This window comes from Nocardia sp. NPDC056611 (assembly GCF_042792755.1).
In the GTDB taxonomy this organism is placed as follows: Bacteria; Actinomycetota; Actinomycetes; order Mycobacteriales; family Mycobacteriaceae; genus Nocardia.
In genome coordinates this window covers 25,270-49,442 of record NZ_JBHTVV010000002.1, presented here as the reverse complement: position 1 = coordinate 49,442, position 24,173 = coordinate 25,270, and the positions used below count along the sequence as shown (strand labels likewise).

Annotated in this window: 28 protein-coding genes; 19 read left to right on the top strand and 9 right to left on the bottom strand. The window is 67.6% G+C overall.

Annotated elements, in window-relative coordinates; all coding sequences use genetic code 11:
• Positions 1-60 precede the first annotated feature (60 nt).
• Together ACFRAQ_RS08450 and ACFRAQ_RS08445 are read left to right on the top strand one after the other, a co-directional pair.
• Positions 61-798 (top strand): nuclear transport factor 2 family protein, encoded by a 738-nt coding sequence (locus ACFRAQ_RS08450; protein ID WP_379096077.1) that lies wholly within the window; start codon positions 61-63, stop codon positions 796-798.
• A 177-nt stretch (positions 799-975) separates the two neighbouring features.
• Positions 976-1,845 (top strand): class I SAM-dependent methyltransferase, encoded by an 870-nt coding sequence (locus ACFRAQ_RS08445; RefSeq protein ID WP_379096074.1) that lies wholly within the window; start codon positions 976-978, stop codon positions 1,843-1,845.
• A gap of 166 nt (positions 1,846-2,011) precedes the next feature.
• Here the strand turns inward: ACFRAQ_RS08445 and ACFRAQ_RS08440 are convergent, their stop codons facing one another.
• Positions 2,012-2,620, bottom strand: coding sequence for a TetR/AcrR family transcriptional regulator (locus tag ACFRAQ_RS08440; protein ID WP_379096071.1), 609 nt, complete (start codon positions 2,618-2,620; stop codon positions 2,012-2,014).
• A gap of 63 nt (positions 2,621-2,683) precedes the next feature.
• On the opposite strand from ACFRAQ_RS08440, the gene ACFRAQ_RS08435 reads away from it, so the two are divergent.
• From ACFRAQ_RS08435 to ACFRAQ_RS08410, 6 genes are all read left to right on the top strand, one after another.
• Entirely contained in the window at positions 2,684-3,757 is a 1,074-nt protein-coding gene (locus ACFRAQ_RS08435; RefSeq protein ID WP_379096068.1) for a saccharopine dehydrogenase NADP-binding domain-containing protein, read from the top strand.
• The gene (locus tag ACFRAQ_RS08430) at positions 3,757-4,689 is read left to right on the top strand and encodes an alpha/beta hydrolase (RefSeq protein ID WP_379096065.1); all 933 of its coding nucleotides are present in this window, start codon (positions 3,757-3,759) and stop codon (positions 4,687-4,689) included. Before ACFRAQ_RS08435 ends, ACFRAQ_RS08430 begins: the two co-directional genes overlap by 1 nt.
• A gap of 262 nt (positions 4,690-4,951) precedes the next feature.
• The gene (locus ACFRAQ_RS08425) at positions 4,952-5,347 is read left to right on the top strand and encodes a patatin-like phospholipase family protein (RefSeq protein ID WP_379096062.1); all 396 of its coding nucleotides are present in this window, start codon (positions 4,952-4,954) and stop codon (positions 5,345-5,347) included.
• 102 nt (positions 5,348-5,449) lie between these two features.
• The gene (locus ACFRAQ_RS08420) at positions 5,450-6,376 is read left to right on the top strand and encodes a DUF808 domain-containing protein (protein ID WP_379096059.1); all 927 of its coding nucleotides are present in this window, start codon (positions 5,450-5,452) and stop codon (positions 6,374-6,376) included.
• Between the two features lie 133 nt (positions 6,377-6,509).
• The gene (locus ACFRAQ_RS08415) at positions 6,510-6,704 is read left to right on the top strand and encodes a DUF1918 domain-containing protein (protein WP_379096056.1); all 195 of its coding nucleotides are present in this window, start codon (positions 6,510-6,512) and stop codon (positions 6,702-6,704) included.
• Positions 6,705-6,750: 46 nt separating this feature from the next.
• Positions 6,751-6,951: a DUF5988 family protein gene (locus tag ACFRAQ_RS08410; protein WP_357093310.1), complete on the top strand. Its 201-nt coding sequence runs from the start codon at positions 6,751-6,753 to the stop codon at positions 6,949-6,951.
• 180 nt (positions 6,952-7,131) lie between these two features.
• Here ACFRAQ_RS08410 and ACFRAQ_RS08405 read toward each other — a convergent pair whose 3' ends face one another.
• Positions 7,132-7,761, bottom strand: a complete 630-nt coding sequence (locus ACFRAQ_RS08405) for a TetR/AcrR family transcriptional regulator (protein WP_379096053.1) — start codon at positions 7,759-7,761, stop codon at positions 7,132-7,134.
• A 90-nt stretch (positions 7,762-7,851) separates the two neighbouring features.
• Here ACFRAQ_RS08405 and ACFRAQ_RS08400 point away from each other — a divergent pair, with 90 nt between their 5' ends.
• A complete protein-coding gene (locus ACFRAQ_RS08400; RefSeq protein WP_379096050.1) occupies positions 7,852-9,291 on the top strand; it encodes a carotenoid oxygenase family protein in 1,440 nt (479 codons plus the stop codon).
• Here the strand turns inward: ACFRAQ_RS08400 and ACFRAQ_RS08395 are convergent.
• Positions 9,248-10,357 carry a serine/threonine protein phosphatase gene (locus ACFRAQ_RS08395; protein ID WP_379096047.1) on the bottom strand — a complete coding sequence of 370 codons (1,110 nt, stop codon included), beginning with the start codon at positions 10,355-10,357 and terminating at the stop codon, positions 9,248-9,250. The two genes, ACFRAQ_RS08400 and ACFRAQ_RS08395, sit on opposite strands and share 44 nt — an antisense overlap.
• 87 nt (positions 10,358-10,444) lie before the next feature.
• Between ACFRAQ_RS08395 and ACFRAQ_RS08390 the strand changes: the two genes are divergently transcribed.
• The gene (locus ACFRAQ_RS08390) at positions 10,445-11,290 is read left to right on the top strand and encodes a hypothetical protein (RefSeq protein WP_379096044.1); all 846 of its coding nucleotides are present in this window, start codon (positions 10,445-10,447) and stop codon (positions 11,288-11,290) included.
• Between the two features lie 16 nt (positions 11,291-11,306).
• On the opposite strand, the gene ACFRAQ_RS08385 is transcribed toward ACFRAQ_RS08390, so the two are convergent.
• The gene (locus ACFRAQ_RS08385) at positions 11,307-12,587 is read right to left on the bottom strand and encodes a lipase family protein (RefSeq protein ID WP_379096041.1); all 1,281 of its coding nucleotides are present in this window, start codon (positions 12,585-12,587) and stop codon (positions 11,307-11,309) included.
• Positions 12,588-13,065: 478 nt separating this feature from the next.
• On the opposite strand from ACFRAQ_RS08385, the gene ACFRAQ_RS08380 reads away from it, so the two are divergent.
• The 4 genes from ACFRAQ_RS08380 to ACFRAQ_RS08365 all read left to right on the top strand — a co-directional run bounded on the left by ACFRAQ_RS08380 (position 13,066) and on the right by ACFRAQ_RS08365 (position 16,004).
• A complete protein-coding gene (locus ACFRAQ_RS08380; RefSeq protein ID WP_379096038.1) occupies positions 13,066-14,085 on the top strand; it encodes an alpha/beta fold hydrolase in 1,020 nt (339 codons plus the stop codon).
• Positions 14,086-14,144: 59 nt separating this feature from the next.
• Positions 14,145-14,606 carry an FAD-binding oxidoreductase gene (locus tag ACFRAQ_RS08375; RefSeq protein WP_379096035.1) on the top strand — a complete coding sequence of 154 codons (462 nt, stop codon included), beginning with the start codon at positions 14,145-14,147 and terminating at the stop codon, positions 14,604-14,606.
• 317 nt (positions 14,607-14,923) lie between these two features.
• Positions 14,924-15,157 (top strand): hypothetical protein, encoded by a 234-nt coding sequence (locus ACFRAQ_RS08370; RefSeq protein WP_379096032.1) that lies wholly within the window; start codon positions 14,924-14,926, stop codon positions 15,155-15,157.
• 46 nt (positions 15,158-15,203) lie between these two features.
• Positions 15,204-16,004 (top strand): hypothetical protein, encoded by an 801-nt coding sequence (locus tag ACFRAQ_RS08365; RefSeq protein ID WP_379096029.1) that lies wholly within the window; start codon positions 15,204-15,206, stop codon positions 16,002-16,004.
• 162 nt (positions 16,005-16,166) lie between these two features.
• Here ACFRAQ_RS08365 and ACFRAQ_RS08360 read toward each other — a convergent pair whose 3' ends face one another.
• Positions 16,167-17,363, bottom strand: a complete 1,197-nt coding sequence (locus tag ACFRAQ_RS08360; RefSeq protein WP_379096026.1) for a nitric oxide synthase oxygenase — start codon at positions 17,361-17,363, stop codon at positions 16,167-16,169.
• Positions 17,364-17,663: 300 nt separating this feature from the next.
• Between ACFRAQ_RS08360 and ACFRAQ_RS08355 the strand changes: the two genes are divergently transcribed.
• From ACFRAQ_RS08355 to ACFRAQ_RS08335, 5 genes are all read left to right on the top strand, one after another.
• Positions 17,664-17,972, top strand: coding sequence for a putative quinol monooxygenase (locus tag ACFRAQ_RS08355; RefSeq protein WP_379096023.1), 309 nt, complete (start codon positions 17,664-17,666; stop codon positions 17,970-17,972).
• 537 nt (positions 17,973-18,509) lie between these two features.
• A complete protein-coding gene (locus ACFRAQ_RS08350; protein ID WP_379096020.1) occupies positions 18,510-18,827 on the top strand; it encodes a DUF222 domain-containing protein in 318 nt (105 codons plus the stop codon).
• A 172-nt stretch (positions 18,828-18,999) separates the two neighbouring features.
• Positions 19,000-19,905 (top strand): class I SAM-dependent methyltransferase, encoded by a 906-nt coding sequence (locus ACFRAQ_RS08345; protein ID WP_379096017.1) that lies wholly within the window; start codon positions 19,000-19,002, stop codon positions 19,903-19,905.
• A 39-nt stretch (positions 19,906-19,944) separates the two neighbouring features.
• Positions 19,945-20,250: a hypothetical protein gene (locus ACFRAQ_RS08340; RefSeq protein WP_379096014.1), complete on the top strand. Its 306-nt coding sequence runs from the start codon at positions 19,945-19,947 to the stop codon at positions 20,248-20,250.
• A 65-nt stretch (positions 20,251-20,315) separates the two neighbouring features.
• Positions 20,316-20,612 (top strand): winged helix-turn-helix transcriptional regulator, encoded by a 297-nt coding sequence (locus ACFRAQ_RS08335; protein WP_379096011.1) that lies wholly within the window; start codon positions 20,316-20,318, stop codon positions 20,610-20,612.
• Between the two features lie 571 nt (positions 20,613-21,183).
• Here the strand turns inward: ACFRAQ_RS08335 and ACFRAQ_RS08330 are convergent.
• From ACFRAQ_RS08330 to ACFRAQ_RS08315, 4 genes are all read right to left on the bottom strand, one after another.
• Entirely contained in the window at positions 21,184-21,966 is a 783-nt protein-coding gene (locus ACFRAQ_RS08330; RefSeq protein WP_379096008.1) for a maleylpyruvate isomerase family mycothiol-dependent enzyme, read from the bottom strand.
• Positions 21,967-21,974: 8 nt separating this feature from the next.
• Positions 21,975-22,601: a TetR/AcrR family transcriptional regulator gene (locus tag ACFRAQ_RS08325; protein WP_379096005.1), complete on the bottom strand. Its 627-nt coding sequence runs from the start codon at positions 22,599-22,601 to the stop codon at positions 21,975-21,977.
• 86 nt (positions 22,602-22,687) lie between these two features.
• The gene (locus tag ACFRAQ_RS08320; protein WP_379096002.1) at positions 22,688-23,653 is read right to left on the bottom strand and encodes a LysR family transcriptional regulator; all 966 of its coding nucleotides are present in this window, start codon (positions 23,651-23,653) and stop codon (positions 22,688-22,690) included.
• A 95-nt stretch (positions 23,654-23,748) separates the two neighbouring features.
• Entirely contained in the window at positions 23,749-24,144 is a 396-nt protein-coding gene (locus tag ACFRAQ_RS08315) for an ester cyclase (RefSeq protein WP_379095999.1), read from the bottom strand.
• Positions 24,145-24,173 lie beyond the last annotated feature (29 nt).

Genomic DNA, 24,173 nt, shown 5'->3' with positions numbered 1-24,173 from the left:
ACCGAGACGATATCAGGAAGCATCTGCTTCAGAAAGCAGTTGCTTCCCGATGGAGTCGCGATGTTCACCGACCACCAGTTCCAGCAGGCCCTCGCACAATCCCGCCTGGCCCAACCGATCCCGAAGATCCTGAGCAACCGAGCCGCCTCGGTCGAAGTCCTCGACGAGCAGGCCCTGACCGCCATGACCACCGCATGGTTCGACGAATACGAGCAGAAGATCGCGTTCTACGCCGACCACGGCCTGGACATCGCCTGGACCCTGGACTGGGCCAAGAAGTACTGGTGGAGCTGGCAAGCCCGCGACATGAGCTACAACCACGAGCTCTACACCCCCGACCTCCGCTACAAGGACGTCACCACCCTGGGCGCCACCATCGTCGGCCTCGACGAGTTCGTCGCCTACAACTTCGCCTTCTTCGACGCCATCCCCGACTGGCGCTACGACCCCATCCCGGGCCAGTCCTTCGTCGACATCACGCCCGGCGGCGAGGTGCGAATAGTGGTGCGCTACTACGGCAGCGGCCACCTCCGCGGCCCCTTGAAACTGCACCCGTACGGCGACGACGCCGTCTCCATCCCCGGTAACGGCGCCTTCGTCCAGTGCACCGCCGTGGACCGCTACCACTTCAACACCGACCGCCTCATGTACGAGGGCGAAACCCTCTACGACCTGGTCGACGCCGTACAGACGGCCGGATTGCTGCCAGGCCCGCGGACCGGCTCCTTCAAATGGATGATGCGCGGCGCGGCCCTCGCGACGCGGGCGGCAACGGCTTTCGGCCGCACCGCTCGCTGACTCTCGGCTCGACGCGTTCCCAGCGGCGGGGATTTCGAGATTGCGCACGGTGACCAGCACGATCGCGGCACCAGGTCTCCTCGGCGTGGCACAACCCACACCCGATCCCCCGCCTCGATCCTCTATAAATGTAGAGGGCACCCGATACCGATCGGGCGGGCGAAGGAGTTGAGCCGAATGTCGTTGCAACCACTGGTCACTCATGTGTCCGATACCGCGCGGTGGGTGGCCGCGCACCGCGCGATCGAATCCGCCCGGCCGGACGCGTTGTTCCGCGACCCGCTGGCCGACCGCCTGGCCGGTCCGCGCGGCCGCGAGATCGCGGCGGCCGCCGGGCAGTCGATGGCGGACGACTGGTTCCTGGTCACCCGCACCCGGCTGATCGACGACCAGATCGCCGAGGCGGTCGCGGCCGGTTGCGATCTCGTGCTGAATCTCGGCGCGGGACTGGACGCCCGGCCGTATCGAATGGATCTACCGGCCGAGCTGCGGTGGATCGAAGCCGATCTGCCCGGCCTGATCGCCGAGAAGAACGCGGTGCTCGCCGCGGAGACACCGCGGTGCCGGCTGACCAGGACCGCCCTGGATGTCACCGATTCCGTCGCTGTCACAACGTATCTCGACTCGGCGCTGACCGATGTACGCCAGGCGCTGGTGATCTCCGAAGGATTGGTGATGTACCTGCGCGAGACCGACGTGACCGCGTTGTCCGCGGCGCTGACCCGGCCCGAGATCGCCGGATGGTGTCTCGATGTCAGTTCGGCCGGTGTCGCGCACCTGATGACCGACCGCAACGAGGGCCTGCTGCGGCGAGCACCGTGGACCTTCCTGCCCGCCGAGGGTGTCGCCTACTTCGAACACCTCGGCTGGGACGCCACCTACCTCGAATCGATTGTCGTCGCCGCCGCTCGCTTCGATCGGCTCGCGCTCCCGGGCTCCCCCGAGGAACTCGAAGCCCAGCAGCCGGACCCGCGGGCGCCCGGCGACCAGCCCTACAGCGGTGTCGTCCGTCTGACCCCCACTCGATCCGGGGCCCGCGCGCGCTAGCGGCGGAACGCCCGCACGGGCGTGAATTCGGCTTCGCGGTCGCCGACTTCGTTGCGGCACCACTGTTCTCGGCGGTGGCGCGGTGGGCGGTCGGCGACCACGAATATGCCGGGCGACTGGCTCGCCGCCGAAATCCGGTCGTCCGGCACCGCTGCGGCACAGTGGATTACGTGTCGCTCAGGCCCTTGTTCAGCAGGTGCAGGGCGGCGTCGACAGTGGCTGTGATGAGGGCGTCGTCGAGCGGTCCGGTGGCCGGGAGCATGGCGTGCAGCAGCAGCGGCCCGGTCAGGATGTCGGAGACGAGGGCGGGGTGGGTGCAGGGTGGGATTTCGCCGCGGTCGACGGCGCGTTGGAACATCGCCTCGGTCGAGCGGCGGCGCGGCGCCATGAAGCCCTCGTGGAACAGTGCGCTCCACCGGGGGTCGCTGCCGAGATCGCCGAGCAGTCCGGCGATACCCGCCGCGACGACCGGGGTCTGGAAGAACTCGACCTGTCGGCGTTGCAGCTCGATCAGGTCGTCGCGCAGGTTGCCGGTGTCGGGCGCGGGGTCGGTGCCGAAGTGCGCGGCGATGGCGCTGGTGAGCAGTGCGACGCGTCCCGGGAAGCGGCGGTACAGCGCGGTGCGGGTGGTACCGGCGAGGGTGGCGACCCGGTCGACGGTCACCGCGTTGTAGCCGTCTGACAGCAGTAACTGTTCGACGGCGGCGGTGATGGCGGCATCCAGGGCCGTGTTTCGAGGGCGGCCCATGGCGGCGGACTTCTTCTTCTCAGACATACGCTACGAAGTGTAGCGAATGACCCTTGCCGTACATACGCTACAAGTTGTAGCGTATGTCCCATGGGCGAAATCTGGATCATCGGCGCGACCGGCCGCGCCGGACGCAGCATCAGTGCCGAGTTAACCGCCGGCGGCCACCAGATCGTGCTGGTCGGCCGCAATGCGGAACGGCTGGCCGCGGCCGCCGCCGCGGCCGAAACGCCGGGCGGGCCACCGCCGCGGACACTGGTCACCGACGATCCGGCGGGCCGCATCACCGCGGACAAGCCGGATGTCGTCGTCAACACGGTCGGGCCATTCGGTGCGACGACCGTCCCGACCGCGCGAGCCTGTGTGGAGGCGGGCTGTCATTACGTGGATCTGGCCAACGAATTCGAGCCCGTGCGTTCGTTGCTGGAGCTGGATTCGGCGGCCCGAGCCGCGGGGTCGACGCTGGTGACCGGTGCGGGATTCGGCGTCCTGGCCAATGAGGCGCTGGTATGCGAGCTGTGCGCGGGACGCCCGGCCCCGACCCGGGTCCGGGTCGCGGCGATGCCTGTCGTCGACGGCCTGGGACCGGCGGTCCTGGCCAGCGTCGTGGACGCCGCGGCGACCGGCGGGCTGATCTACCGCGGCGGCCGCCTCGAGCGGACGCGGCTCGGGGCGCACCTGCAACAGATCCCGTTGCCCGACGGGACGACGCGTCCCACGGTGGCGGTACCGACCGGCGAGTTGGAAGCCGCGCTCCGCGCCTCCGGCGCCGGTGACGTGATCGCGACCTCCAGCGAGGTGCCCACCGGCCGCGCGACCCGAGCCGTGCTGCCGGTCGTGGGCGCGATCCTGCGGGTCGATGCGGTGCGGCGCAGCGTGATCCGGCTCATCGACCGCTGGAAACTGACCCCGCCGAGCGCGCAGGGCGATACGTCGTGGGCGTACGCGTACGCGCAATGGGAAGGCGGGGAGACCCGCCAGGCGTGGTTGCGGACCGGTGAGGGTTACGCGTTCACCAGCCGCGTGGCGGCCCGGGTCGCGGCCCGGCTGGCCGACGGCGACGGCCGCCCCGGCGCGTTCACTCCCGGCGCCTTGTTCGGCGCCGATCTCGCCCGATCCGCGGGCGGCACCATCACTTTCGACTCGACAGCCAAGGACCTGTGATGACCAGCTTCACCCGAGAGCACGTGCGTATCCCGGCCGGCGCGGACACCGAACTGGACTGCTGGCTCTACCTACCGTCGACACCGGGACCGCACCCGGCGGTGGTGATGGCCCACGGCATCGGCGGAGTCAAAGCCGCCGGACTCGCGCCGTTCGCGGAAGTCTTCGCCGACAACGGCTTCGCCGTCCTCGTGTTCGACTACCGGCACTGGGGTCGGTCCGGCGGCACACCGCGCGAACTCCTGTCGATCCGCCGACAGCGGGAGGACTACCGCACCGCGCTGTCCTGGGCGCGCCGCCACAAGTCGATCGACAACGACCGATTGTTCATCTGGGGAACGTCTTTCGCCGGCATGCACATCCTCGATGTCGCCGCCAACGATCCCGGATTGGCGGGCGCCATCGCGCAATGCCCCCTCGTCGACGGCCCGGCCGGGATGGCGAAGGTCCCCCCGGCTCGCGCGCTGCGGCTCACCGCCACCGCGGTGGCCGACCTGTTCGCGGGCATCGCGGGCAAGCCGCCGAGGTACTTGCCGGTCAGCGTCGGACCCGGCAGCCACGGCGTGATCGCCACCAATGACGCGCTCGATGGGCTGGATCGGCTCACCCCGGCGGACGGCGAGCCGTGGCCCAATCGGATCACCGCGCGTTCGTTGCTCGACATCGCCGTGCACCGTCCGGTCCTGGCGGCCGGTCGAATCCGCTGCCCCCTGCTGATGGTCGTCGCCGAAACCGACTCGATGGCTCCGACCGGACCGGCCACCCGGGCCGCCGCCCGAGCTCCCCGGGGCGAGCTCTACCGCAGCCGCGGCGGGCACTACGACGTGTACGCGGGCGGTCTCGACCACACCGACGTGCTGCGCGTCGAAGTGGAATTCCTCAACAGACACGCCGGCGACCGCGAGCGAGCGGGCCACGCCACTGAAGCGTGAGCGGCTCGACTTCCGGTGGTGGCAGCGGGTAGCTCCGCACGCGTCATCTCCGCATCCGACAACGCCCTGACCTCGGTCGCCGACCACCGGAACGACACCTGGGCCAGATGCGCACCCGCCGGCAACGCACGGCCGGCCCCGACGGCACGGTCAGCCACATCGACACCGGCCGAGCGTGATCCGACTGTCCATGCCGGCGCAGCCCCGCGGCCGACTTCGCGCAACGCCCGGCGACGACCGCGAACGTCGTTAGGATCGCGGTATGGGGAGTCATAGTGTCGCCACCGCTGTCGCGGCGAGCCGTTCCTTTCCCGGTACCTTCCCGCCCGTCGTCGTCGCAGACCGCTACTACATCGACGGCGGGGTGTGGTCGCCCACCAACGCCGACCTCGCCGCGGACTCGGACGTCCTTCTCCTGATAGAACCGTTGGCACACCGTTTTCCACCGCAACTGGTTCAGGCCGAACTCGCGGCCACTGTGGCAGGCACCGTGGTCCGTTTCAGCCCCGACGCGGCCACACTCGACATCATCGATGGGTTCGACACCACTCCGGACGTCGTCACCAGCTGGCCGGCGGCGTTCCAGGCGGGCATCCGTCAGGCGGACGACCTGGCAAAGCAGTTGCTCGACGCGGGCTGGTCGCCACCGAAGCCCTGACGCGCGACCGGGCACGATGATCGGCGGCGGGCGAGGGGTGGCGGAGCCGGCGGGGATGTCCGAATAGCCGATCCCAGCGGCCGGGCCGGTAACCTGCCAGGCATGAGTGCAGGCCTGTTCGGACTCCTCGATGACGTGGCCGTGCTGGCCCGGCTCGCGGCTGCTTCCCTCGACGACATCGGCGCGGCCACCGGGCGGGCGACCGCCAAGGCCGCCGGTGTGGTCATCGACGACACCGCCGTGACACCGCAGTACGTGCAGGGCATCACGGCCGACCGCGAACTTCCGATGATCAAGCGGATCGCCATCGGATCGCTGCGCAACAAGCTGGTCTTCATTCTTCCGGCGGCTCTCATCCTCAGCCAGTTCGCGCCGTGGCTGCTCACGCCGATCCTGATGGTCGGCGCCGCCTACCTGTGCTTCGAAGGCGCCGAGAAGGTGCTGGGCCGGTTCCTGCACCACGACAGCCACGGCCCCGAATCCGAGGGCGTCGCCGATGAGAAGGCGATGACCGCGGGCGCCATCCGCACCGACTTCATCCTGTCCGCCGAGATCATGGTGATCGCCCTCAACGAGGTTGCCCACCAGTCGTTCTTCCCGCGGCTGATCATTCTGGCCATCGTCGCGGTGGTCATCACCGCCGCGGTGTACGGCGTCGTCGGCGTCATCGTGAAGATGGACGATGTCGGGCTGGCACTGGCCCAGCGCTCCTCGACGTCCGTGCAGGTCGTCGGCCGCGGACTGGTGACGGGAATGCCAAAACTGCTGGCGGCGCTGTCGATCATCGGCACGGTCGCGATGCTCTGGGTCGGCGGGCACATTCTGCTCAGCGGCACCGACACGCTCGGCTGGCACACACCGTACGCGTGGGTGCACCACGCCGAGGAGGCTGTCCGCGATGCCATCCCCGGCGTCGGCGGACTGATGGCGTGGCTGACGAACACGGCCGCGTCGGCGGTCATCGGATTCGTCGTCGGCACCATCGTGGTGCTGGTCGTTCAGGCGCTGCCCGTCACGAAGAAGCACTGATTCGGGAGGACCTTGACGAGTCTTCGAGGACCGGTCGGCGGTAGTCTCCAGGTATAGCCGTTTTCGCCAGAATCTTTGCGGCCGGATCGGGAAAGCAATCACCGGATCAGCACTCGCCGAGAAGGGGTTCGTTATGAAAGCCAGCGTAGGTGACCAGTTTCTGGTTCACGGCCGGACTGTCGGACAACCCGACCATACGGCCGAGGTTATCGAGGTAATGGGAGAGGAAGCCTCTCCGTTGTACCGCGTCCGATACGACGACGGGCACGAGACGATCATGAGTCCCGGACCCGACACCACCGTCCGGCACGTCGGCACCGGAGACTGAACCGAAGGAATGACGCCGACCTGGTCGAGCACCGAAGGAGCGTGTGATGGACCCGATGGCATTCCTCGAAGGCGGACCGGCCGACCTTCCCACTCGAATCGTTCCGCTCCCGTCACCGGGTGAAGAGGTGAAGATCCAGCACCGCGGTGGTTACGAGCATTTCGAGAACTCACCCGGACATATCGAGACTCCCGAAGGCCGGCTGCCCGTATACCTGTGGTGCCGGAGAACCGAGATCGCGGAGTAACGGAAAACTCCGCGACCATCGGTTCCACGAGGTATTTCCTATCGGCGGCAGTGGCTTTCACGCCCATTTGCGGGGTGATCCCGATCTGCGGGCCTTGATGCCCTCGGCCGCTTCGACATTCACCTCGCTTGGGGCAGAACAACTGTCGAGAAAAAGAGGAACCCATCGGTAGCGATGCGGTCAGCGTCGCGCCTGTTCGACGACACTGACGCACATGCGGGCGCAGGACGCGGCGAGTTGGTCGGCGGTCAGGTCCGTGGGGTGGTCGAGCCAGGTCTCGATGAGCTGGTTGACGCCGCCGGTGATGAACAGGGCTGCGCGGCGTAGCGCTTCGGGGTCGTAGTCGCCGGGCAGGGCGTCGGGGACATTCTGAACGACGAGGTCGGTGATGGTGGCCAGGACTTCGCGGCGGCGTTGAGCCAGGACCGGCACGGCATGGAAATCACTGGCGATGATGCGGTGGATGCGCCGGTCGTCGGCGATGGCTTGCAGGAACGCACCCAACGCCGCGCGGAGCTTGTCCTCGGCGGTCCCGTCGGCGGTCAGACCGGATCGCACCAGAACGGACAGCAATTCCTCGCGCAGCTGGTCGGCGACGGCGGCGAGGAGTTCGTCGCGGTTGGCGAAGTGCTCGTAGAAGTAGCGGTCGATCAGCCCGGCCTGCTTGCACACCCCGCGCACGGTCACCGCGGACAGTCCGGACTCGCCCCAGACTTCTCGCGCCGCGGCGAGCAGCCGGGTACGGCGTTCGGTGCGACGGTCCTCGGCGCTGATGCCGCCGTAGCTGCGAGCGGTTGCTGATCTGGCCATTGACAGCACTCTAACCCCTCCCTACATTGGCAGACATACGTCATCAGATGACAGTTGTCATCAGATTAGCGATTCAAAGGAGAATCCGCGATGACCGCCAGCCTCACCGCGTATCGCGCCACCACCGCCCCCCTGCTCGACGAGCACGACTACACGATCGAGCAGATCGACGGCCGGCTGCCCCGCGAGCTGACCGGCACCCTGTACCGCATCGGACCGGGCAAGTTCCAGGTCGGTAAATCCCTGCTGCACAACGTGTTCGACGGCGACGGCATGATCTCGCAGTTCGTGCTCGACGGTTCGTCGGTGCGTTTCCGCAACCGCTACGTACGCACCCGCCACTTCGAGCACGGGCAGACCAGCGACCGGGTGCGCTACCGCGGTGTCGGTGATCAGATCCCCGGCGGCCCGCTCGCCAATATCGGACGACTCCCCGCGAACGTGGCCAACACCAATATCGTCCACTACGCCGGTGGGCTACTGGCCCTGTGGGAGATGGGCAACCCGCACCGCATCGACCCCGACTCCCTGGAAACCTTGGGCCCCACCGACTTCGGCGGTCGACTCGGATTCCTCGGCGCGTTCTCCGCGCACCCGAAGTGGGATCCGGTCACCGGCGACATGTACAACTTCGGACTCGACCTGCTACCCACGCCCCGCTTGCGCACCTACCGCATCGACCGCGCGGGACGGTGCCACCGGCTGGCGACGGTCCCCCTGTGGGATCTGCCCTGGAATCACGACTTCGCGCTCACCGGGTCCTCCATGGTGTTCGTGCTCGACCCCGTGCTCCCGAACATCCCCAAGATCGCACTGGCCACCGATTCGTTCATCGATTCCCTGGAATTCAAGCCCGCCAAGGCCACTCGATTCCTACTCGTGCCCAAACACGGGGGCCGTCCACGCATCGTCGAGCACGAAGCCCTGCTGCACGTGCACCTGACCAACGCCTACGACGACGGGGACGACGTCGTCATCGAACTGGTGCGTCTGGATACCGAGTGGGAGCGCTTCCGCGCCATGACGGGCATGGTCAATCTCGACACCCCCGACGCCCCGCAATTCCCGGACTCACGGCTCATGCAGTATCGGATCACCAAGTCCGGCGCCATCATCGAACGCGAACTCTCGAACCGCGCGGGTGAATTCCCGCAGTACGACTGGCGCCGCTCCACCCGCGCACACCGCTACACCTACCTCGCCGGTGCGGGTGGCCCCGCCGGACTGTTCAACGCCATCACCAAAATCGACCACCACACCGGCGCCACCACGATGTGCGAGCTCGGTGACAGCTCGGTCGGCGAACCCCTGTTCGTCCCCCGCGCCCCCGATTCCGCGGAAGACGACGGATGGCTTCTCGCGCTCAACCACGACCTCACCGAAAACCGCTCCCAACTCCTCGTTCTCGACGCCCGCGACCCCGAACAAGGCCCCCTGGCCACCGCCTGGCTCAACCACCACATCCCGTGGGGATTCCACGGCACCTTCACCCACCGCCTCGCCCAACCGGACGCACCCGTCCACCCCTGAGCACTCCCCCGCACACGCACTCATCCGGCCGGATACCGCGGCGAGAGAACGCCGGGTCGATTCGGCCGGGGATGTAGTCCGTGTGGAGTTCACCGTCGAACAGCTTCCAGAGGAAAGCGTTCATGGTTGCGGCGGCAGGGGCGTGGCGGGACAGGATGCCGGCCACCACGGGCGGGACGTCGGACGGGATATGACCTGCGGCGCAGTGGATTACGTATTCGTTGCGGGCTACCGGGCCGCCGATGGCGGGCATGGGGATTCCGCAGACTTCGGTCACCAGCCAGTTGACCAGGCGCATGGCGACGTAGGCGGCGTCGTGGGTGGTGTGGCGTTCGACGAAGTCGCGTTCGTCGGGCGACAGGTCGAAGTGCGGTGAGGTGGCCAGGCCGAAGTCGGTGAGATAGAGCCGCTCGCCGTCGGTGCGAATGTTGCCCCAGTGGGCATCCATGTGCAGCAGCTGGTGATCTCGCAGGAAGGTCACGATCTCGGCGAGCCGGCGCTCGATCGTCGCGGCCTTGTCGACCGGGTTGTCGCGCAACATGTTCGCCGCCGCGTGAGGGATGTATTCGGAGAACAGGAGCAGCGAGGACGGGGCGGCGGCCAGCGCTTCCAGGCGGGTCCGAACCGCTCGCGACCCGCCTTGGGCGGCGACGGCCTTGTCGATATCGGCGTGCTCGGCCGCGATCGGCGGGCGGCCCGGCAGCACCCTCCAGTGGTAGAGCATGGGGAATGACTCGGTCTCGCCGGCCAGGATCGCGTTGGTGACGACGTTGTTCGCGGCGAGCTCACGCCACGTGTTGACGCTCGGCCCGCCGATTCCGTAGTGGCAGTGCAGCGGGAGGTCGAAGAGGTTCGCGGTGGAGGCCGTGTGGGCCAGCTCCCGCTCGGACAGCGGGATGCGTTTGACGAACACCGGTACGCCGTCGACGTCGAGGACCGCGGCGCTGCCGCCCACCCCCACGCTGACGGACCGGGCGTTGTCCAGGAGCTTGGTGAGCTCGTTGTCGCTGTGGTTTCCCAGCTGATCCGAGAGTCGTTGGTGCCGCTCTATTCTGGGGGCCGTCACCGGACAAGTCTGCCACCGGTCGTGGCGGGGCCGGTGAATCGCACACAGAATGGGAGGGGTGGTCGGATCCGAGTGGAAGGAATATCTGTGGTCGGCTCGGCGGCTCCGGTGCGCTTCGACACGATCGTTCCCGGTCGCGCGTTGGGGGCGCTGACCGCTCTCGTGCTGGTCCTTGCCGCGGCGCTCGTTCTGGCTCCTCCTCCACTGGCCGACACGGGGAACCGCGGCTTCGCTGATCAGGACACGCTGCGGCAGGCTTTGCGTGATGGCTTTGTGGCGTACTGGAATTCCGGTGGTTCGACTCGGCCGCCGGCGTTGACCAGCGTCATCGACTACTGGTTCCGCTTTCATGTGGTCAAGGGCGTGATCGCGGTGCTATTGCTCGTCACGCTCGTCGCTCTGGCGGCGTTGCTGTGGAAGGCGTATCTGCGTGCCGGCGGACTCGGCGCAGGGCAGCAGTCCGCGCTGGCGACCGCGGGTGCGGTGGTCAGCATGTTCGCTTTCGGGGCGCTTCTGGTGGCGATCGCGAACATCCAAGGGGCGGTGGCGCCGTTCTCCTCCTTGCTGCCGATGCTGCCGTCCGGCGCGAACGACCCCCAGCTGACCACCGCCTGCGACCAGATCCGGCAGCAGCTGACCGAATCCACCGGCGCCACACCAACCGTGGACGACATGGTCCGCGATTTCGCGCGTTACCACATCACCATGGCCGTCATCGCCGCGATTCTCGCGATCACCGCCGTCGGCCTCAGCGCGGTGTCGTGGAGCAGGTTCGTGCGGTCCGCGGACACCCGGAGCAGGCGTCTTTTGTGCGCGTCCGGGATCGTCACCGCCTTGCTGTCGCCGGCCTCGCTCGTCCTGCTGGCAGCGAACACTTCGGCGGCGATGAACTCCACGACTGCGCTGTCCGCCTTCTTCGACGGCAGCTGGTGAGCAATGCGGAGCGCTCTCAGGCTCCCGGGAATCCGGGCGGTAGCGGCTGGTAGTCGGCCTTGAAAGCCGGGCCGGGTGGCAGGCCGCGCAGGATGGCGCTGGTCCAGGCGGTGGCGGGGATCCAGCCGATGACCGCGTTGACGATGTGCTCGGGCGCCGGGACGGTGTAGAAACGCAGATCCGCGCCGCGATTCCAGTAGGAGTCGACCGTGGGCAGGATGATGCTGGGCGGGATGAGCTCGTCCCACATGCCGTGCCACCACAGCAACGGCGTATCGGGAACGTGGCGGCCGATGCTGTTCTCCGCCAGCACTTCCGCGAATTCGGGCACATCCTCGAGCTTGGTGGCGGGGTCTTTCAGATACTCGGTGACCGGGCGATAGGCGCCGGTGAGCGCGAGCGTGGCGTAGCAGCGATGCTGGACATCGGCGAGGATCTGACGGCCCTCGGGGGTCAGCAGTTCATCGATGCGCGGCGCAAGCTCAGGGTAGGCGCGTGACCACATGGCGAGGCCGATCCACGCGCCGAAGCTCACCGCCCCGGTGAGGCCGGGCTCGGGGTTGGTCGCGTAGCTCAGCAGGGACATCAGGTTCGTCGGCGCGGCACCGAAAGCTGAACCGAGCAGTCGCACATCGGGGGCATAACTCTGCCGGAGTTCAGCGGCGTGGATCGTGGCCGACCCGCCGCCGGAGTAGCCGTAGAGCGCGATCCCGGAATCGGCGAGACCGAGTCCGGTGTCGTTCTTCATCGCACGCAGGCTGTCCAAGACCATATTGCCCTCGGCATCGGTGATCCAGGTGACAGCCTTGCCGTCATAGTCCGGGATGTTGATCGCCATCCCCTGTTCGAGCCAGTACTGCAGCAGCAGAGACTCTTTCATCATCCCGACCTGCAGGGTGTGCGACGGGTTGCACGAGGAATCGGTGGAATCGATCGCCTCCTGGAACGACGCCACCGGCCGCGGGCTACCGATCCACGGGATACCCGGCACGAGCACCGTTGTGGCGGTGACGATCGGATTGTCATGGTCATCGTTGGTCCGGAACAGCAATTGCTTCGTGTACACCGGGAACGGGATTCCGAGCAGCCGAGTCTGCACCTCCCGACTCCGCACGATCTGCCCGGGCGCGTAGTCGGCGAGGTCCGAAGGCTCGTCGTACCACGGATCCTGGTCCGGCACCGGAATCGGCAGCCGCCCATACAGATCCGGCTCCGCCGGCAACCGCGGCAGCTGGTTCTGATCCGGCGGGAACGATGGCGGAAACTCCGGCTCGGCCCGCGCCGCCCCCGCAGTCATCACGAGGCACACCGACAACGCCGAGAACATCGTTCGACGAATTCCAGTCCTACGCATCCAGACCTCCTGAGCAAACCACACGACGAAACTGTCTGGGACAGCCTCTCGTACTGTAAGCAGCCCACCGATCACGATCAACGGTGAATCTTCCAGCCCGCCCCTGGTCGAACTGTGCACTGTGCCCCGCCAGCCGAACAGCGCCCCCGCGGCCACCTCGTTCATCGAAACGGCCTCGAGCCCTTCGGCATCGGCGCGAGCGACCCGGCGGCGGCGATGCCCGCGACGGCGAGTCCCGGCTTGGGTCCGCAAGTGGGCTGCGGTTGTTCACCCCAGAACAGGAGCATGCAGGTCACAGGACTTGTCGTCGCCGCGGCGAGCCACGACAGGGGTTCCTCCAGACGTCCTGTGTTGACATCTCTCAGAACTGTTTATACCTTAAACACAAATGTTTATGTCATACACAGTTTAAGGAGTCATCATGCGGATCCCGGGCTCGAAGTACGCTCAGCGACTGCGCATCACCACCGAGAACGGCATCGACGAAGCCGGGTTCGTGCGTATCGGCGGGATCGAGCAGTGGATCTCGATCCGCGGCGAGGACCGCGGCAATCCGGTGCTGCTCGAAATCCACGGCGGCCCGGGTGCTTCCAATCTCATCTACACCGGGCGCACCCGCGAGTGGGAGCGCCACTTCACTGTGGTGCGCTGGGACATGCGCGGCGCTGGAAAGACTTTCGGCCGGACCGGGCCCACCGGGCAGGGCGAGATGAGTCTGCGGCGACTGGAACTGGACACCCTCGAGGTCACCGCGCACGTGCGCTCTCGGCTCGGTGTCGACCGGGTTGTTCTGATGGGCTGTTCGTTCGGTTCGTTCATCGCGCTACGCGTCGCCCGCGAAAACCCGGAGTTGTTCTCCGCCTATGTCGGCACCGATCAGAACATCAGTGACGGCGGCCGCGACCACACCGCCTACCGAGGACTGCTGCGGCGCCTGGACGGATCCGGCAAGAACAAGGACTTCGCCGCCGTCACCGCCATGGGCGCAGACCGTTCGGCGTGGACGACCGAGCAGTGGTCGCACTACAACAAACACACCGTCGGCTCGGACCCCCTCACCTTCGACACCGTCAAGAAGGTCGTCATGGGTTCGCTGCTGACCTCACCGCTGCACTCCCTCGGCGAGGTCCGCACCTACATGAAGGCCATGAGCTTCTCCGAATGCCTTGCCCCGCAATCGGTCACGATCGACGAATGGGCCGAGGGCACCGACTTCTCGATCCCGTTCTTCCTCTTCCAAGGCGAACACGACGTCATCACCCCGGCGCAATCGGCCAAGCGGTTCTTCGACGACGTCAGCGCCCCGATCAAGGAATTCGCCCTCATCGAGAACGCGAGCCACTTCGCGGCCTTCCGCCGGCCCGACCGCTTCCTCGACCTCCTGCTCACTCACGTCCGACCCGCCCTCGACCTCGAGCCGAGCAACACCCGAAACCAATAGACCGACCCGCGTCGGCCAATAGACACACTCCGCACGACAATGACGAACGAGGATTGAGAATGTCTTTCGAGAACTTCCGCACCGCGGTCCGAGGCGGTGTGATCCTGCCCGGCGACCCCGATTTCGATCGAGTGGCGCAGCCATGGAACACCGCGGTCGCGCAGTCCGTGGCCGCCGTTGTCGAGGTGGCCGACGCGCTGGATGTGGCGACGGTGCTCGAGTACGCCAGGCAGACGGGTCGCGCGGTGGTGACCCAGCCGACCGGGCACGGCGCGACCGGCGATATCGACGGCGCGATCCTGGTCCGCACCACCCGCTTCAACACCATCGACATCGACGCCGCGCAGCGCGTGGCGCGGGTCGGTAGCGGCGTGCAGTGGGGACAGGTGCAGACCGCGGCGGCCGCGCACGGGCTCACCGGGCTGGCCGGAAGCAACCCGGTCGTGGGTGTGACCGGATACACCCTCGGCGGCGGATTCGGCTGGTTCGCAAGGAAATACGGGTGGGCGGCGGGCGGGTGATGTGGTCGGCCGACCGCACCCGCGAGGCCTTCGACCTATTCGCCGATCTCACCGCCGGCGCACCCGCCGAGCTGTCGGTGTGGCTGTAGCGCTACCAGATTCCCGGCGCGGCACCGACCGTCGCCGTCGACTTCGCCTACCTCGGCGATCCTGTCGAGGGACAGCGCCTGACCCGTCGGCTCGACACGATTGACGGCATCATCGCCGACACCCGCGGCGAACTCGGCCCGGCCGAGATCGGCAAGATCACCGCCGAACCCACCGATCCGAGCCCGTCGCTCTCGCGAGGCGAACTGCTCACCGAACTCGGCGACGCGGTGGTGAAGACCCTCATCGACGCACCCGTCGCACCGCTGCTCAACATGCAGATCCGCGGACTGGGCGGCGCGCTCGGGCCGAGCGTCACCGGCGCCAAGCCCTACACGTTCCTCGCTCCCGGGGAGTCCGCCGCCGCGGCCTTCGATACGAACGCCCTGGCGCGGTTGCGGGAAATCAAACGAAACCGGGATCCGCACAACGTCATTCGCGCCAACTTCCCGGTCCTCGGCTGACCTTGCCGAGACCTCACCGCTGTCGCCGCTGACGAGCCTGGCCAGTGTGCGACCTCGGAAGATCACCGGGCAGCTGATTCCGAGCCGCTCGCCATCCGCGACGACTGCGTCTTCTGGCCCTGACCTTTCCTTCCCGCGCCACCACGCACCTCCCCGCCACGAGGCGCCGAAACCACTTCTTGCGCTTGCCGGTACGGAAACCCCAAGTGGATCGTCTAATATCCGACACGCCATCTCCGGCTTGCACATGCGAGGGAACGTGAAGACCGACTCGAAACGCGCTACTCCGGCCGACCACGACCTGGACCCCGGATTCTTCGACAGCGACGCCCAGCAGTCCGCGGATTGGCTCGCGTGGAGCGACCAGGCCGCGATCGATGACCGGCTCGAGTCGTTGTTCGGCGAGACGTTGCCGAGACTGGAAGCGGTACGGGGCAGCGATGGGCGTCCGTCCCTGGACGACCGGTTCAGCGTCGCTGCGTTCGACTGGGTCGTTTCACTGATCGACGTCGCCGTGCAGGACGAGGATGGGCATTACGCGGCCGAAAACAGTGATCTCGCGGAGCAATTCATCACCTATGTCGGCGAGTGGATGGTGCGGCGGATCGAGGGGGTTTGGTTCAACTCGCCGGGAAACGGGGTGCCGATCCTCGACGGGTTCGGCCCGGCGATCGGCTACAGGTGGTCGCAAGAATCCGCGAACGATCTTCTGGTGCCGCTGTTCATGATGGCCGTCGAAGCCGACGATGCGCCGTACGCGTACTTCGTGGACCTGTTGTACGGGCGCGCACTGGAGTTCACCGAGGAGCGGGACCGGCCGGACCTGAAAGCGGAGCTCCTCGCCTGACGGTGGGCGGATGAATCCGAGGAACTGGATGGTGCACGCGGTCCGGTCGCGCTGACCGAACCCGCCAGCGCGGGTCGGACACCCGTCGAGACGGCCAACCACTCTCCCGCCCCAGAGTCACCGTTGCGGGCGATCACCAAGGCGGGAGGTACGTCTCCGACGTCAGTGCCGCAATGACACCAGCTTCCGCACCCACGAACGCTTCGGATCCTCATCCGACTGCTCATCCGTCGCTGCGGGTTCGGCCGATGTGTTGGGACACCGGGACCCCGCCGCCGGGGCATCCGCGTCCAGCGGCGCCCGCCGTACGAAGGCCGGCCGCAGCCGGGGGTCCGGCGGATCGTAGTACCGGTGGAAGGTCGGGGTCAGACTCGCCGACAGGGGCGGGTTGATCCAGCTCCAATCGGCCGGGCAGGCTCGGCCCGCATCCGCTTCGCGCTCGACGTGGTCGATGAACTGCTTGGCGACCGTATGGTGGTCGACCAGATGGACGCGAGACTGCTTGTAGCTGTGCAGGATCGCACGACTGAGCTCGACCAGCGCGCGGTCACGCCACAGTGTCCGCTCGCTCGAGCAGTCCATTCCCGCATGCTCGGCGATCCTCGGGAGCATGTCGTAGCGGTCGGAATCGCCGAGGTTGCGGCCGATCTCCGAGGAAACGTACCAGCCGTTGAACGGCGAACACGGATAGCTGATGCCGCCGATCTCCAGGTCCATGTTCGACACCGCGGGCACCGCATGCCATTTCAAGCGGAGGTCGCCGAACCAGGCGTGGTCGGGATGAGTCAGCGGAACCTCGAGGATGAGATCCGCGGGCACCGGGAACAAGTGCACTTGCCCATCGGGCGACTGGATGAGCAGCGGGAGCACATCGAAGCGGCCCTGGCTGCGAGGCCGCCATCCTCTGGCCATAGCGAGATCGGTGAGTTCGACATTCGCGGGATCACCGAGCAGGCCGCCGGGAACTCGATAGCCCGCATACCGGATGAGCTGGGCGTTGAGAATTCGGAATGCCCGTCCTTCGGGATCGGCGGGCGGCCCGATGGTGATGAAGCAGCGGACCGCGCCGCCATTGGTGGCTCGGCGCAGATGCTGCCAGCAGGCCTGCGCGATGTCGGCCGCGGTGCGTGCGCTACGCGCATCGAGGACTTCCAGTGCGCGCCAATGCTTTCGACCGACGCAACGATCGTGGTTGCGCCAAGCCAGCCGGGCGCCGACGCCGAGTTCGTCCACAGAGTGCCGGTAGGTGCCGGTACTCCGGAACTCGCGCAATGCGGTCTTCACCCGGTCGGAGGGCAGGTGCGCCAGTTCAGGGTGAGCGAAGAACTCCGCACACTCACGCAGCCGCTCACCATCCACGCCGGTAGCGGGTGGTGTGTCAGCGTGCCCGACCGCCGCCTCCTCGTGCTGCCGGCCGGTCGCGGGTGTGCTGCTCCGCCGTGATCCAGATACTGCGGTGGAGATCGTCATGAAGTTGTCGCCTTCGTGCTCGATTCAATCTCGCCTGATATCCAGCCTCGGCCCCTTTCTGACTTCCTTTCCCGCCGCTGAATATCGCACACTTCGCCCGTGAGTTGCCGCGGTTTGCCGCGTTGGGGGTCACCCGAGATGCCGCCGAGTACCACCCGGGCGGCGGGAAGAGATTCCCATCGTGCGGGGTTGACCACGCCCATGACCGTCACCGCGATATCCACCCTGCAAGCTCGACCCGGTAAGGAAGATCTGGTGCGGGCGCAGGCGCTGTCGCTGATCGAGCCGTCGCTGGCCGAACCCGGGTGCTCGAGTTACCAGCCCTATCAGCACCCGACCCGACCCGGGAGCTGGGTCGTGATCGAAACCTGGGACAGCCGTGCGGCTTTCGAGGCACATCTGAACAGCCCGCACCTGCGGCAAGCCTTCGCGACGGGGGCCGAGTTGTTGACCGGACCGCCCCGAGAACAGGTCTTCGAGGTGCCCGACCCGCTCTGATGTCGTGTGATGGCCGGCTTGTCGTCGGAGCGAGGCCGATCTACGCGAGGCAGATCAAGAACTCTCTGACGTTGACGGCGGGCGGGAGGATCCACGGTAGGCACGGTAGGGCGGAGAAGCCGGCCATGGCTTCGGTCCGTTGCTCCGTTCCGGGGGCAGGCGCCGGGTCGGCTGTGGCCGCGCCCGCACCGGCGGTGATGATGCACGCAATCGCCAGGGCTGTTGCCAGCGCACTCGATTTCTCGGTCATGACAACCTCGCTGTCGTAGTACCGGCCGACCTCGCCCAGCGCACTCGATTGCGCTCGGACCACTGGACAGGTCGACCCGGCGGGACCGGAATGCTTCACCATCAATTAACTCGCCAACCAGGGATGTTCCGCAACCGGACCTGCTCGGACACCGGGATTTGGCCAACCCGGGATCGACTGCGCCCACGGGCCTCACCAACACTCCGTGGTAGCGCCGCCTGAACACGACGTGCCCAAACCCAACGAAAACTAGAACATATGTTCGAAGGTGGGATACCCTGCTTCCCGTGAAGACACCTTCGACTGCACTGGCCCAGGGCGCTCCAGCACGAGGATGGTCGGAACTGGCTGATGTCGACTTGCTGCGCACCCTCGTCGAGACCGAACGCCACCGGCGTCGATTGGGTGCGGCCATGGTCGCGGCCGTCGCCGAAGCGGAGCGGCGCGGCCTCGCCGCCGATACCGGCTACCGCGACACGGCGGAGCTTTTGAGTGATCTGCTGCGGATCAGTGCCTCCGAGGCGCGGCGGCGGATCGAATACGCCGCACCGCAGGTCCGCTCACGTTCCAGAAAGGCGTGGAGGGCGTTGACGGCGGCGAGTTGAGGTCGGCATCGCCGGCCCGGAGAGCTTTGCCCCGGAGTCGGCGGCGCGGTCCGCGACGCCACCCACCGACGGTGCATCAGCACCGCGATGGCTGGACCCCATCGGCCCCGGGGTCGCTGATGTGGGTGAGTTCGCGGGTGCTCACACGGTGTTCGTGAGTAGTTTCTCGGGTATGGACAACGAGGGACCCAGCCGGACCGCGCTCGTGACTGCCTACGCCCGCGCCTACCATCAAATCGCTGACCGGCCAAGGATTCTCACCGATCCGGTGGCGGCACGGCTGCTGGGTGTCAGCGTGGACGAACTGACCGAATTCGGGCAGCCCGCGGAGGATCGTCCCGGGACTGATGCGGGCTCCGGAATTCTGCGGCTGGGGGTCAGTGATCGGCCGCGCCGCTTGTTCTTCGCTGCTCGTTCCCGTTTCGCCGAGGATCGTGTGGCCGAGGCCGTCGCTACCGGGGTGCGGCAGGTCGTGATCCTCGGCGCGGGCCTGGATACCTTCGCCTACCGCAATCCGCACCCCGGTCTGCGTGTATTCGAGGTCGACCATCCCGCCACCCAGGCCTGGAAACGCCAACGCCTCGCAGAATCCGGCATCGACCTGCCCGAGCGGTTGACGTTCGCGCCGGTCGACTTCGAAACCGACTCATTGGCAACACGATTGGAAGCCGCCGGATTCGTCCGGACCGATCCGGCCGTGTTCGTGTGGCTCGGTGTCGTCTTCTATCTGACTCCCGCCGCCGCCCGCACCACCCTCGACTACATCGCCGGCCAATCTGAGCCCGTCGAGGTGATCTTCGACTACCTGCGGGCCGCGGACACCGAGGAGGAGCGCACGAAGCTGCGGGCGCGCGAACATCGAGCGGCAGCGGTCGGCGAACCCTGGCTCAGCTATTTCACTCCCGACGGCCTCGCCGCACAGTTGCGCGCGATGGGCTTCACCGACGTCGAAGACCACTCCGCCACGGACCTCATCGCCGGATACCTCGATGGATCCGCGGAATTCGTGGGCGAACCACCCCAGGCACTGCGCCCGGTCCGCCTACTGCGGGCCAGCCGCCACCGCATCCGCGCCTGATCTCCCCGATCCGTCCGGCCGTGCCTCTAAAATAGAGGCATGACCGAAAGTCTCATGGCCGACTACCACGGCCGGGCTCGCGCGGCGCACCTGCTCGCCACGATCGCGACGGTGCTCGACTCGGTGCACCAGACCCGGCAGTGGACCGACGGCCGGGAGGGGATGTTCGCCTTCACCGCACGATTCGCCGACCAGGAACTCCAGGGAGTGCTGAGGGAAGAACTCTCCGAGGACGGCCACCTCACCCACGTGACGCTGTTCCTGCGCCCGTATCGGGCACTGCGCGCGGCCATCGCGGAAATGGCGCGGCGACTGGAGGATTCACCCGCGCCGCAGGAGATGTGAACGTGGCGGCCGGAACGCCGCGCCCGGGAAGCCCGGTCCGCGGATCGACCACCGGACGCCCGAGCATGGCCCTGTTCGACCTGATCGGGCGACGTTGGACACTGCGGGTGATCTGGGAACTCGATCGAGCGCCACACCCCCTCACGTTCCGCGACCTGCGCACCGCATGCGGCGACCTCTCCTCGAGCGTGCTGACCCGCCGGCTGGCCGAGCTCGTCGAAGCGCGGCTCGTCGAACACGAGGAGGGCTACCGGCTGACCAGCGTCGGCCGTGCACTCGTCGAGCGCCTCGCACCCCTGACCCACTGGGCGCAGGAGTGGCAAACGACGATGGACGAGTCGACACCCCACGCAGCGCGGTAGCGCAACACGCCGAACCCACACTCACCCGAACGCCGAGTGGCACACGGTGGAGGTGAAACTGGACAAAACCCCTCCAGGATGTGCCGCTCGGCGGCTGGTGGTGCGGGGTGGACTGTTTGGGGGGCTGGGGGTTTCGTTCGGCGCGTAGGCAGTCGATGGCTTTGACACCCGCCGCGTGGTTGTCGCGTTGCTCGGCGAGCGCGTATTCGTCAGCGCGGGTCGAATCCGGCGGAGGTGGGGATCGGCCAGTGCCCGGGGTGAATACTGGCCGATCCGGTTACCTCACTGCCGCTGTCCGCGCGCCGAGCTCAATCAGCTTGCGACAGTGGGGGTCTTCGGGTGGGTGCCGCCGACCGTGGGGGTCGGGCCCGGTGGTCGGCGGCGCCCGGGTGCCTCATTCGGGGTGAGGCGGTGCGAGCGGGAGTTGGGGGGTCACTCGCATGGGAAACGGTAGAGATCGGGTGGGCGGAAGGGAAACAGCTATTTGGGCGCAATTCATCAATGGCCGTTGTCAATTGCCGGTGTGCAGGGCGGCGGCGGTCGGGCCGGGCTGGATCCCACTGCCGGAGGGTCAGAACGGGACCTGGGTGCTGAGCGGGGCGGGGGTGGTTCCTCGGCCGGAGAGGGCTCGGCAGAATTCGATGGCGTCGAGTTCGAAGGCTTCGCCGTCGGGGTCGGGGGAGGTCCAGGTGCCGCCGGCGGGGCCGGTGAGGGTGAGGCGGTAGGGCTTGTCGTGGCGGGCCGCCCATTCGCGGACCACGTCGTCGATGATGCGGCCGTCATGGTCGGCGGTCAGGGCGAGGGGGCGGCCGGTGGCGCGGCTGAGGTCGATGCGGTGCATCCACGGGTCGCGGGTGAGGACGACGTCGATGAGGTAGCCGAGGGTCCATTGTTCACGCTCGCCGTTGACCAATTCCGAGCCCGCCATCGGGCGGCGGCGCAGGAATCCGGGGGTGCGGCGGCGGCCCTTGGCGGCCTTCGGGCCGATCCGGTAGAGGTCGGCCACCAGCTCGGCCGGTGTGTGCCTGCCGAATTCGCGGACCTGGAGGGCGGTGAGCGCGTCGACCATCTCCGCCTCCCCTCCGAGCCGTTTCTCCGCGATGCGCATCTGGCGGCGGCTCTCGAAGGGTGAGGAGGCCATCGTGGCCATGCCCACCACGTGCGAGACGAGTTGGTGCACCGTCCATTCCGTGCATTCGGTGGGTCGTTCCCAGTCGCCCGGGGCGAGGGCGGCGACCGCGTCGGCGACGCGGGTGTATTCGTCGGCCGCGAGGCGCATGGCGTCGGGGCGGGCGATTCCGGGCTGGAGCGGCGTCTCGATGGCGCCGCGCACTGTGGTCTGGTTGTCACGCATGGCTTCCCCTAATGCGGTTCGGGCCCCGATGTTTCGGAGTCCGGCGGCAGGCCCACGCCGTCGGCCCACATCTCCACGGCCCGATCCAGCAGGCGGCGACGGGTGTCGCCGCCGGGATCATTGGCCAGCTGCTGATCCACCAGGCCACCGATGATGGCGAAGAGGATCTCCACGTCGTCGCGGTCCGCGACCCCGGCCGAGCCCAGCAGGTCGATCGCCTGCTGGACGGTCCGCACCGAGGGCGCGAACGCCTCCTCGGACGGAACGAAGCCGGGGATCGTGCGCTGATTCATCAACTGGTAGCGGGCCAGGTCCGCCACCGAGTACTCGAAGAACGATCGCGCCATGACCCGGACCCGGCCCCGCGGGGAGTTCGGCAGGTCCCGCAGCTCCCGCCCGGACACCTGCTCGTACTCCAGCCAGGCCGAACCGAACATGGCGTCATAGATGGCGTTCTTGGAGGCGAAATGCGTGTACAGCGACGGCGCGCGCATCCCGACCCGATCGGCCACGGCCCGCAGCGTGAGCTGCGCCAGGCCGTGCTCGCGGGCCACCGACCACGCGACATCGAGAATCTCCCGCCGAGTCGCCTCACGACGTTCGGCTTTCCTATCGCGCGTAGTTTCACCTAACACAGTTAGGAGTGTGAGCCGGGTCACGCCAGAAGTCAATAGCCGGACGACATGATCGGCGGTCGGCGCGGTGTCGAGATCGGCCGGACTCAGTCCGACGCGCAGCCCGCCGAGCGCTCCGAGACGAGGCGGAGGCCGCCGGAGAGGGCGTCCGCCATGGTGTGCAGCAGGGGGTTCCGGGTGGCGGTGCGCCAGGCGGCGGCGTAGGTGATGACCAGGGGGCGCGGGTGAAGGGGACGCCACACCAGGCCGGGGACCGCGGCCGTGCGGGACGAGCCGACTCCGATCGACTGCGGCCGCAGGGGCAGCAGTTGCAGCATCTGGGCGTGGCTCATGGCGCTGTCGCTCAACACCACCGACGCGCCCCGCTCACGCAGCTGGGCCAGCACCGAATCGTGGACTTCCGGGGCCGCGTCGCGGGCGAACATGATGAGCTCCTGCTGCCCGATGCACGCCGCTTCCACCGAAACCGCCGCGGCGAGCGGGTTTTCGCGGGACATGACGATGCCGAGCTCCTCGTCGGCGACGGGGGTGCAGGTGAGGTGGTCGGCCAGGCGGACCGGCAGCCGCAGAACCGCGAGATCCACCTCGTTTCGATCGAGCAGCCGCGCCTGATCGCCGCTGGTGCCGGTGGTCAAGGCGACCCGGACGCCGGGCTGGCGAGCTTTCACCAGCGCCTCGATCCGGCCGGGCAGCCAGGGCGGCGCGCCGTTCACGATGCCGAGCCGGAACACCGCGTTGCCCGGCTGCGCCACCGCCCGCGTCTCCCGCACCGCGATCTCGGCCGCTTCCAGCACATTTCGCGCCGACTTCAGCAACACCTCCCCCGCCGCGGTCAACTCCACCCCGTGATTGCCACGGATCAGCAGCGGGCCGCCCACCTCCCGCTCGATGGCCCGGATCTGCTGGCTCAATGTCGGCGTCGAGATGAACAAGCGTTCGGCCGCCCGCCGAAAATGCAGCTCCTCGGCCACCGCCACGAAGTACCGCAACTGCCGCAATTCCACCATTGAACTGTAGGCGTCCACGCCGCCCACGGGACCGCGACGGGGCATGGGTTCGCGATATCGCGACCGGCGTGGGGCCGGACTGGACGACGCGCCGCCGTGCGCATACCGCGACTCTCACCCCCGGCGAGCGACTACGCCGACTACGCCCAGCCCGGGTGCGGTGCGGGCTGGGTGACGGTGGCCCACCGCTCGGCGATGCGACGACCTTGGAAGCGCCAGAGCACGAAGCCCTGAAAGGTCATGGGCTGACCGGTGTTCCGGTCGGTCCAGCGCCAGATATTGCGGCACATGACCTTGTCTCCCTCGGCCAGCATCTCGACCACGGTGACATGCAGACCCGGCAGCGCCTCGTACATGCCGAGCATCATCTTCTCGTCGCCGATCAGGTCGGTCGGTTTCCCACCGGGGCCGTCGTGATCGAGGAAGTCGGGGGTCATGTTGCGGTGGATGACGGCGGCATTGCGCCGGTTGACGAATTCCTCGAAATGGTCCGCCACGAACTGCTTCATGGAATCGAGGGAGAGGTCGGTGGGCATGTTCGCCTCCTCTGCACGGCCGGACGACC

Excerpts from the sequence above, each read along its gene's own strand:
- ACFRAQ_RS08330 (WP_379096008.1), bottom strand. The coding sequence starts at position 21,966 with ATGCGTGACAACCAGACCACAGTGCGCGGCGCCATCGAGACGCCGCTC.
- ACFRAQ_RS08440 (WP_379096071.1), bottom strand. The coding sequence starts at position 2,620 with ATGTCTGAGAAGAAGAAGTCCGCCGCCATGGGCCGCCCTCGAAACACG.
- ACFRAQ_RS08415 (WP_379096056.1), top strand. The coding sequence starts at position 6,510 with ATGAAAGCCAGCGTAGGTGACCAGTTTCTGGTTCACGGCCGGACTGTC.
- ACFRAQ_RS08405 (WP_379096053.1), bottom strand. The coding sequence starts at position 7,761 with ATGGCCAGATCAGCAACCGCTCGCAGCTACGGCGGCATCAGCGCCGAG.
- ACFRAQ_RS08400 (WP_379096050.1), top strand. The coding sequence starts at position 7,852 with ATGACCGCCAGCCTCACCGCGTATCGCGCCACCACCGCCCCCCTGCTC.
- ACFRAQ_RS08380 (WP_379096038.1), top strand. The coding sequence starts at position 13,066 with ATGCGGATCCCGGGCTCGAAGTACGCTCAGCGACTGCGCATCACCACC.
- ACFRAQ_RS08420 (WP_379096059.1), top strand. The coding sequence starts at position 5,450 with ATGAGTGCAGGCCTGTTCGGACTCCTCGATGACGTGGCCGTGCTGGCC.
- ACFRAQ_RS08445 (WP_379096074.1), top strand. The coding sequence starts at position 976 with ATGTCGTTGCAACCACTGGTCACTCATGTGTCCGATACCGCGCGGTGG.
- ACFRAQ_RS08430 (WP_379096065.1), top strand. The coding sequence starts at position 3,757 with ATGACCAGCTTCACCCGAGAGCACGTGCGTATCCCGGCCGGCGCGGAC.
- ACFRAQ_RS08375 (WP_379096035.1), top strand. The coding sequence starts at position 14,145 with ATGTCTTTCGAGAACTTCCGCACCGCGGTCCGAGGCGGTGTGATCCTG.
- ACFRAQ_RS08425 (WP_379096062.1), top strand. The coding sequence starts at position 4,952 with ATGGGGAGTCATAGTGTCGCCACCGCTGTCGCGGCGAGCCGTTCCTTT.
- ACFRAQ_RS08335 (WP_379096011.1), top strand. The coding sequence starts at position 20,316 with ATGGCCCTGTTCGACCTGATCGGGCGACGTTGGACACTGCGGGTGATC.
- ACFRAQ_RS08315 (WP_379095999.1), bottom strand. The coding sequence starts at position 24,144 with ATGCCCACCGACCTCTCCCTCGATTCCATGAAGCAGTTCGTGGCGGAC.
- ACFRAQ_RS08385 (WP_379096041.1), bottom strand. The coding sequence starts at position 12,587 with ATGACTGCGGGGGCGGCGCGGGCCGAGCCGGAGTTTCCGCCATCGTTC.
- ACFRAQ_RS08340 (WP_379096014.1), top strand. The coding sequence starts at position 19,945 with ATGACCGAAAGTCTCATGGCCGACTACCACGGCCGGGCTCGCGCGGCG.
- ACFRAQ_RS08320 (WP_379096002.1), bottom strand. The coding sequence starts at position 23,653 with ATGCCCCGTCGCGGTCCCGTGGGCGGCGTGGACGCCTACAGTTCAATG.
- ACFRAQ_RS08450 (WP_379096077.1), top strand. The coding sequence starts at position 61 with ATGTTCACCGACCACCAGTTCCAGCAGGCCCTCGCACAATCCCGCCTG.
- ACFRAQ_RS08345 (WP_379096017.1), top strand. The coding sequence starts at position 19,000 with ATGGACAACGAGGGACCCAGCCGGACCGCGCTCGTGACTGCCTACGCC.
- ACFRAQ_RS08410 (WP_357093310.1), top strand. The coding sequence starts at position 6,751 with ATGGACCCGATGGCATTCCTCGAAGGCGGACCGGCCGACCTTCCCACT.
- ACFRAQ_RS08435 (WP_379096068.1), top strand. The coding sequence starts at position 2,684 with ATGGGCGAAATCTGGATCATCGGCGCGACCGGCCGCGCCGGACGCAGC.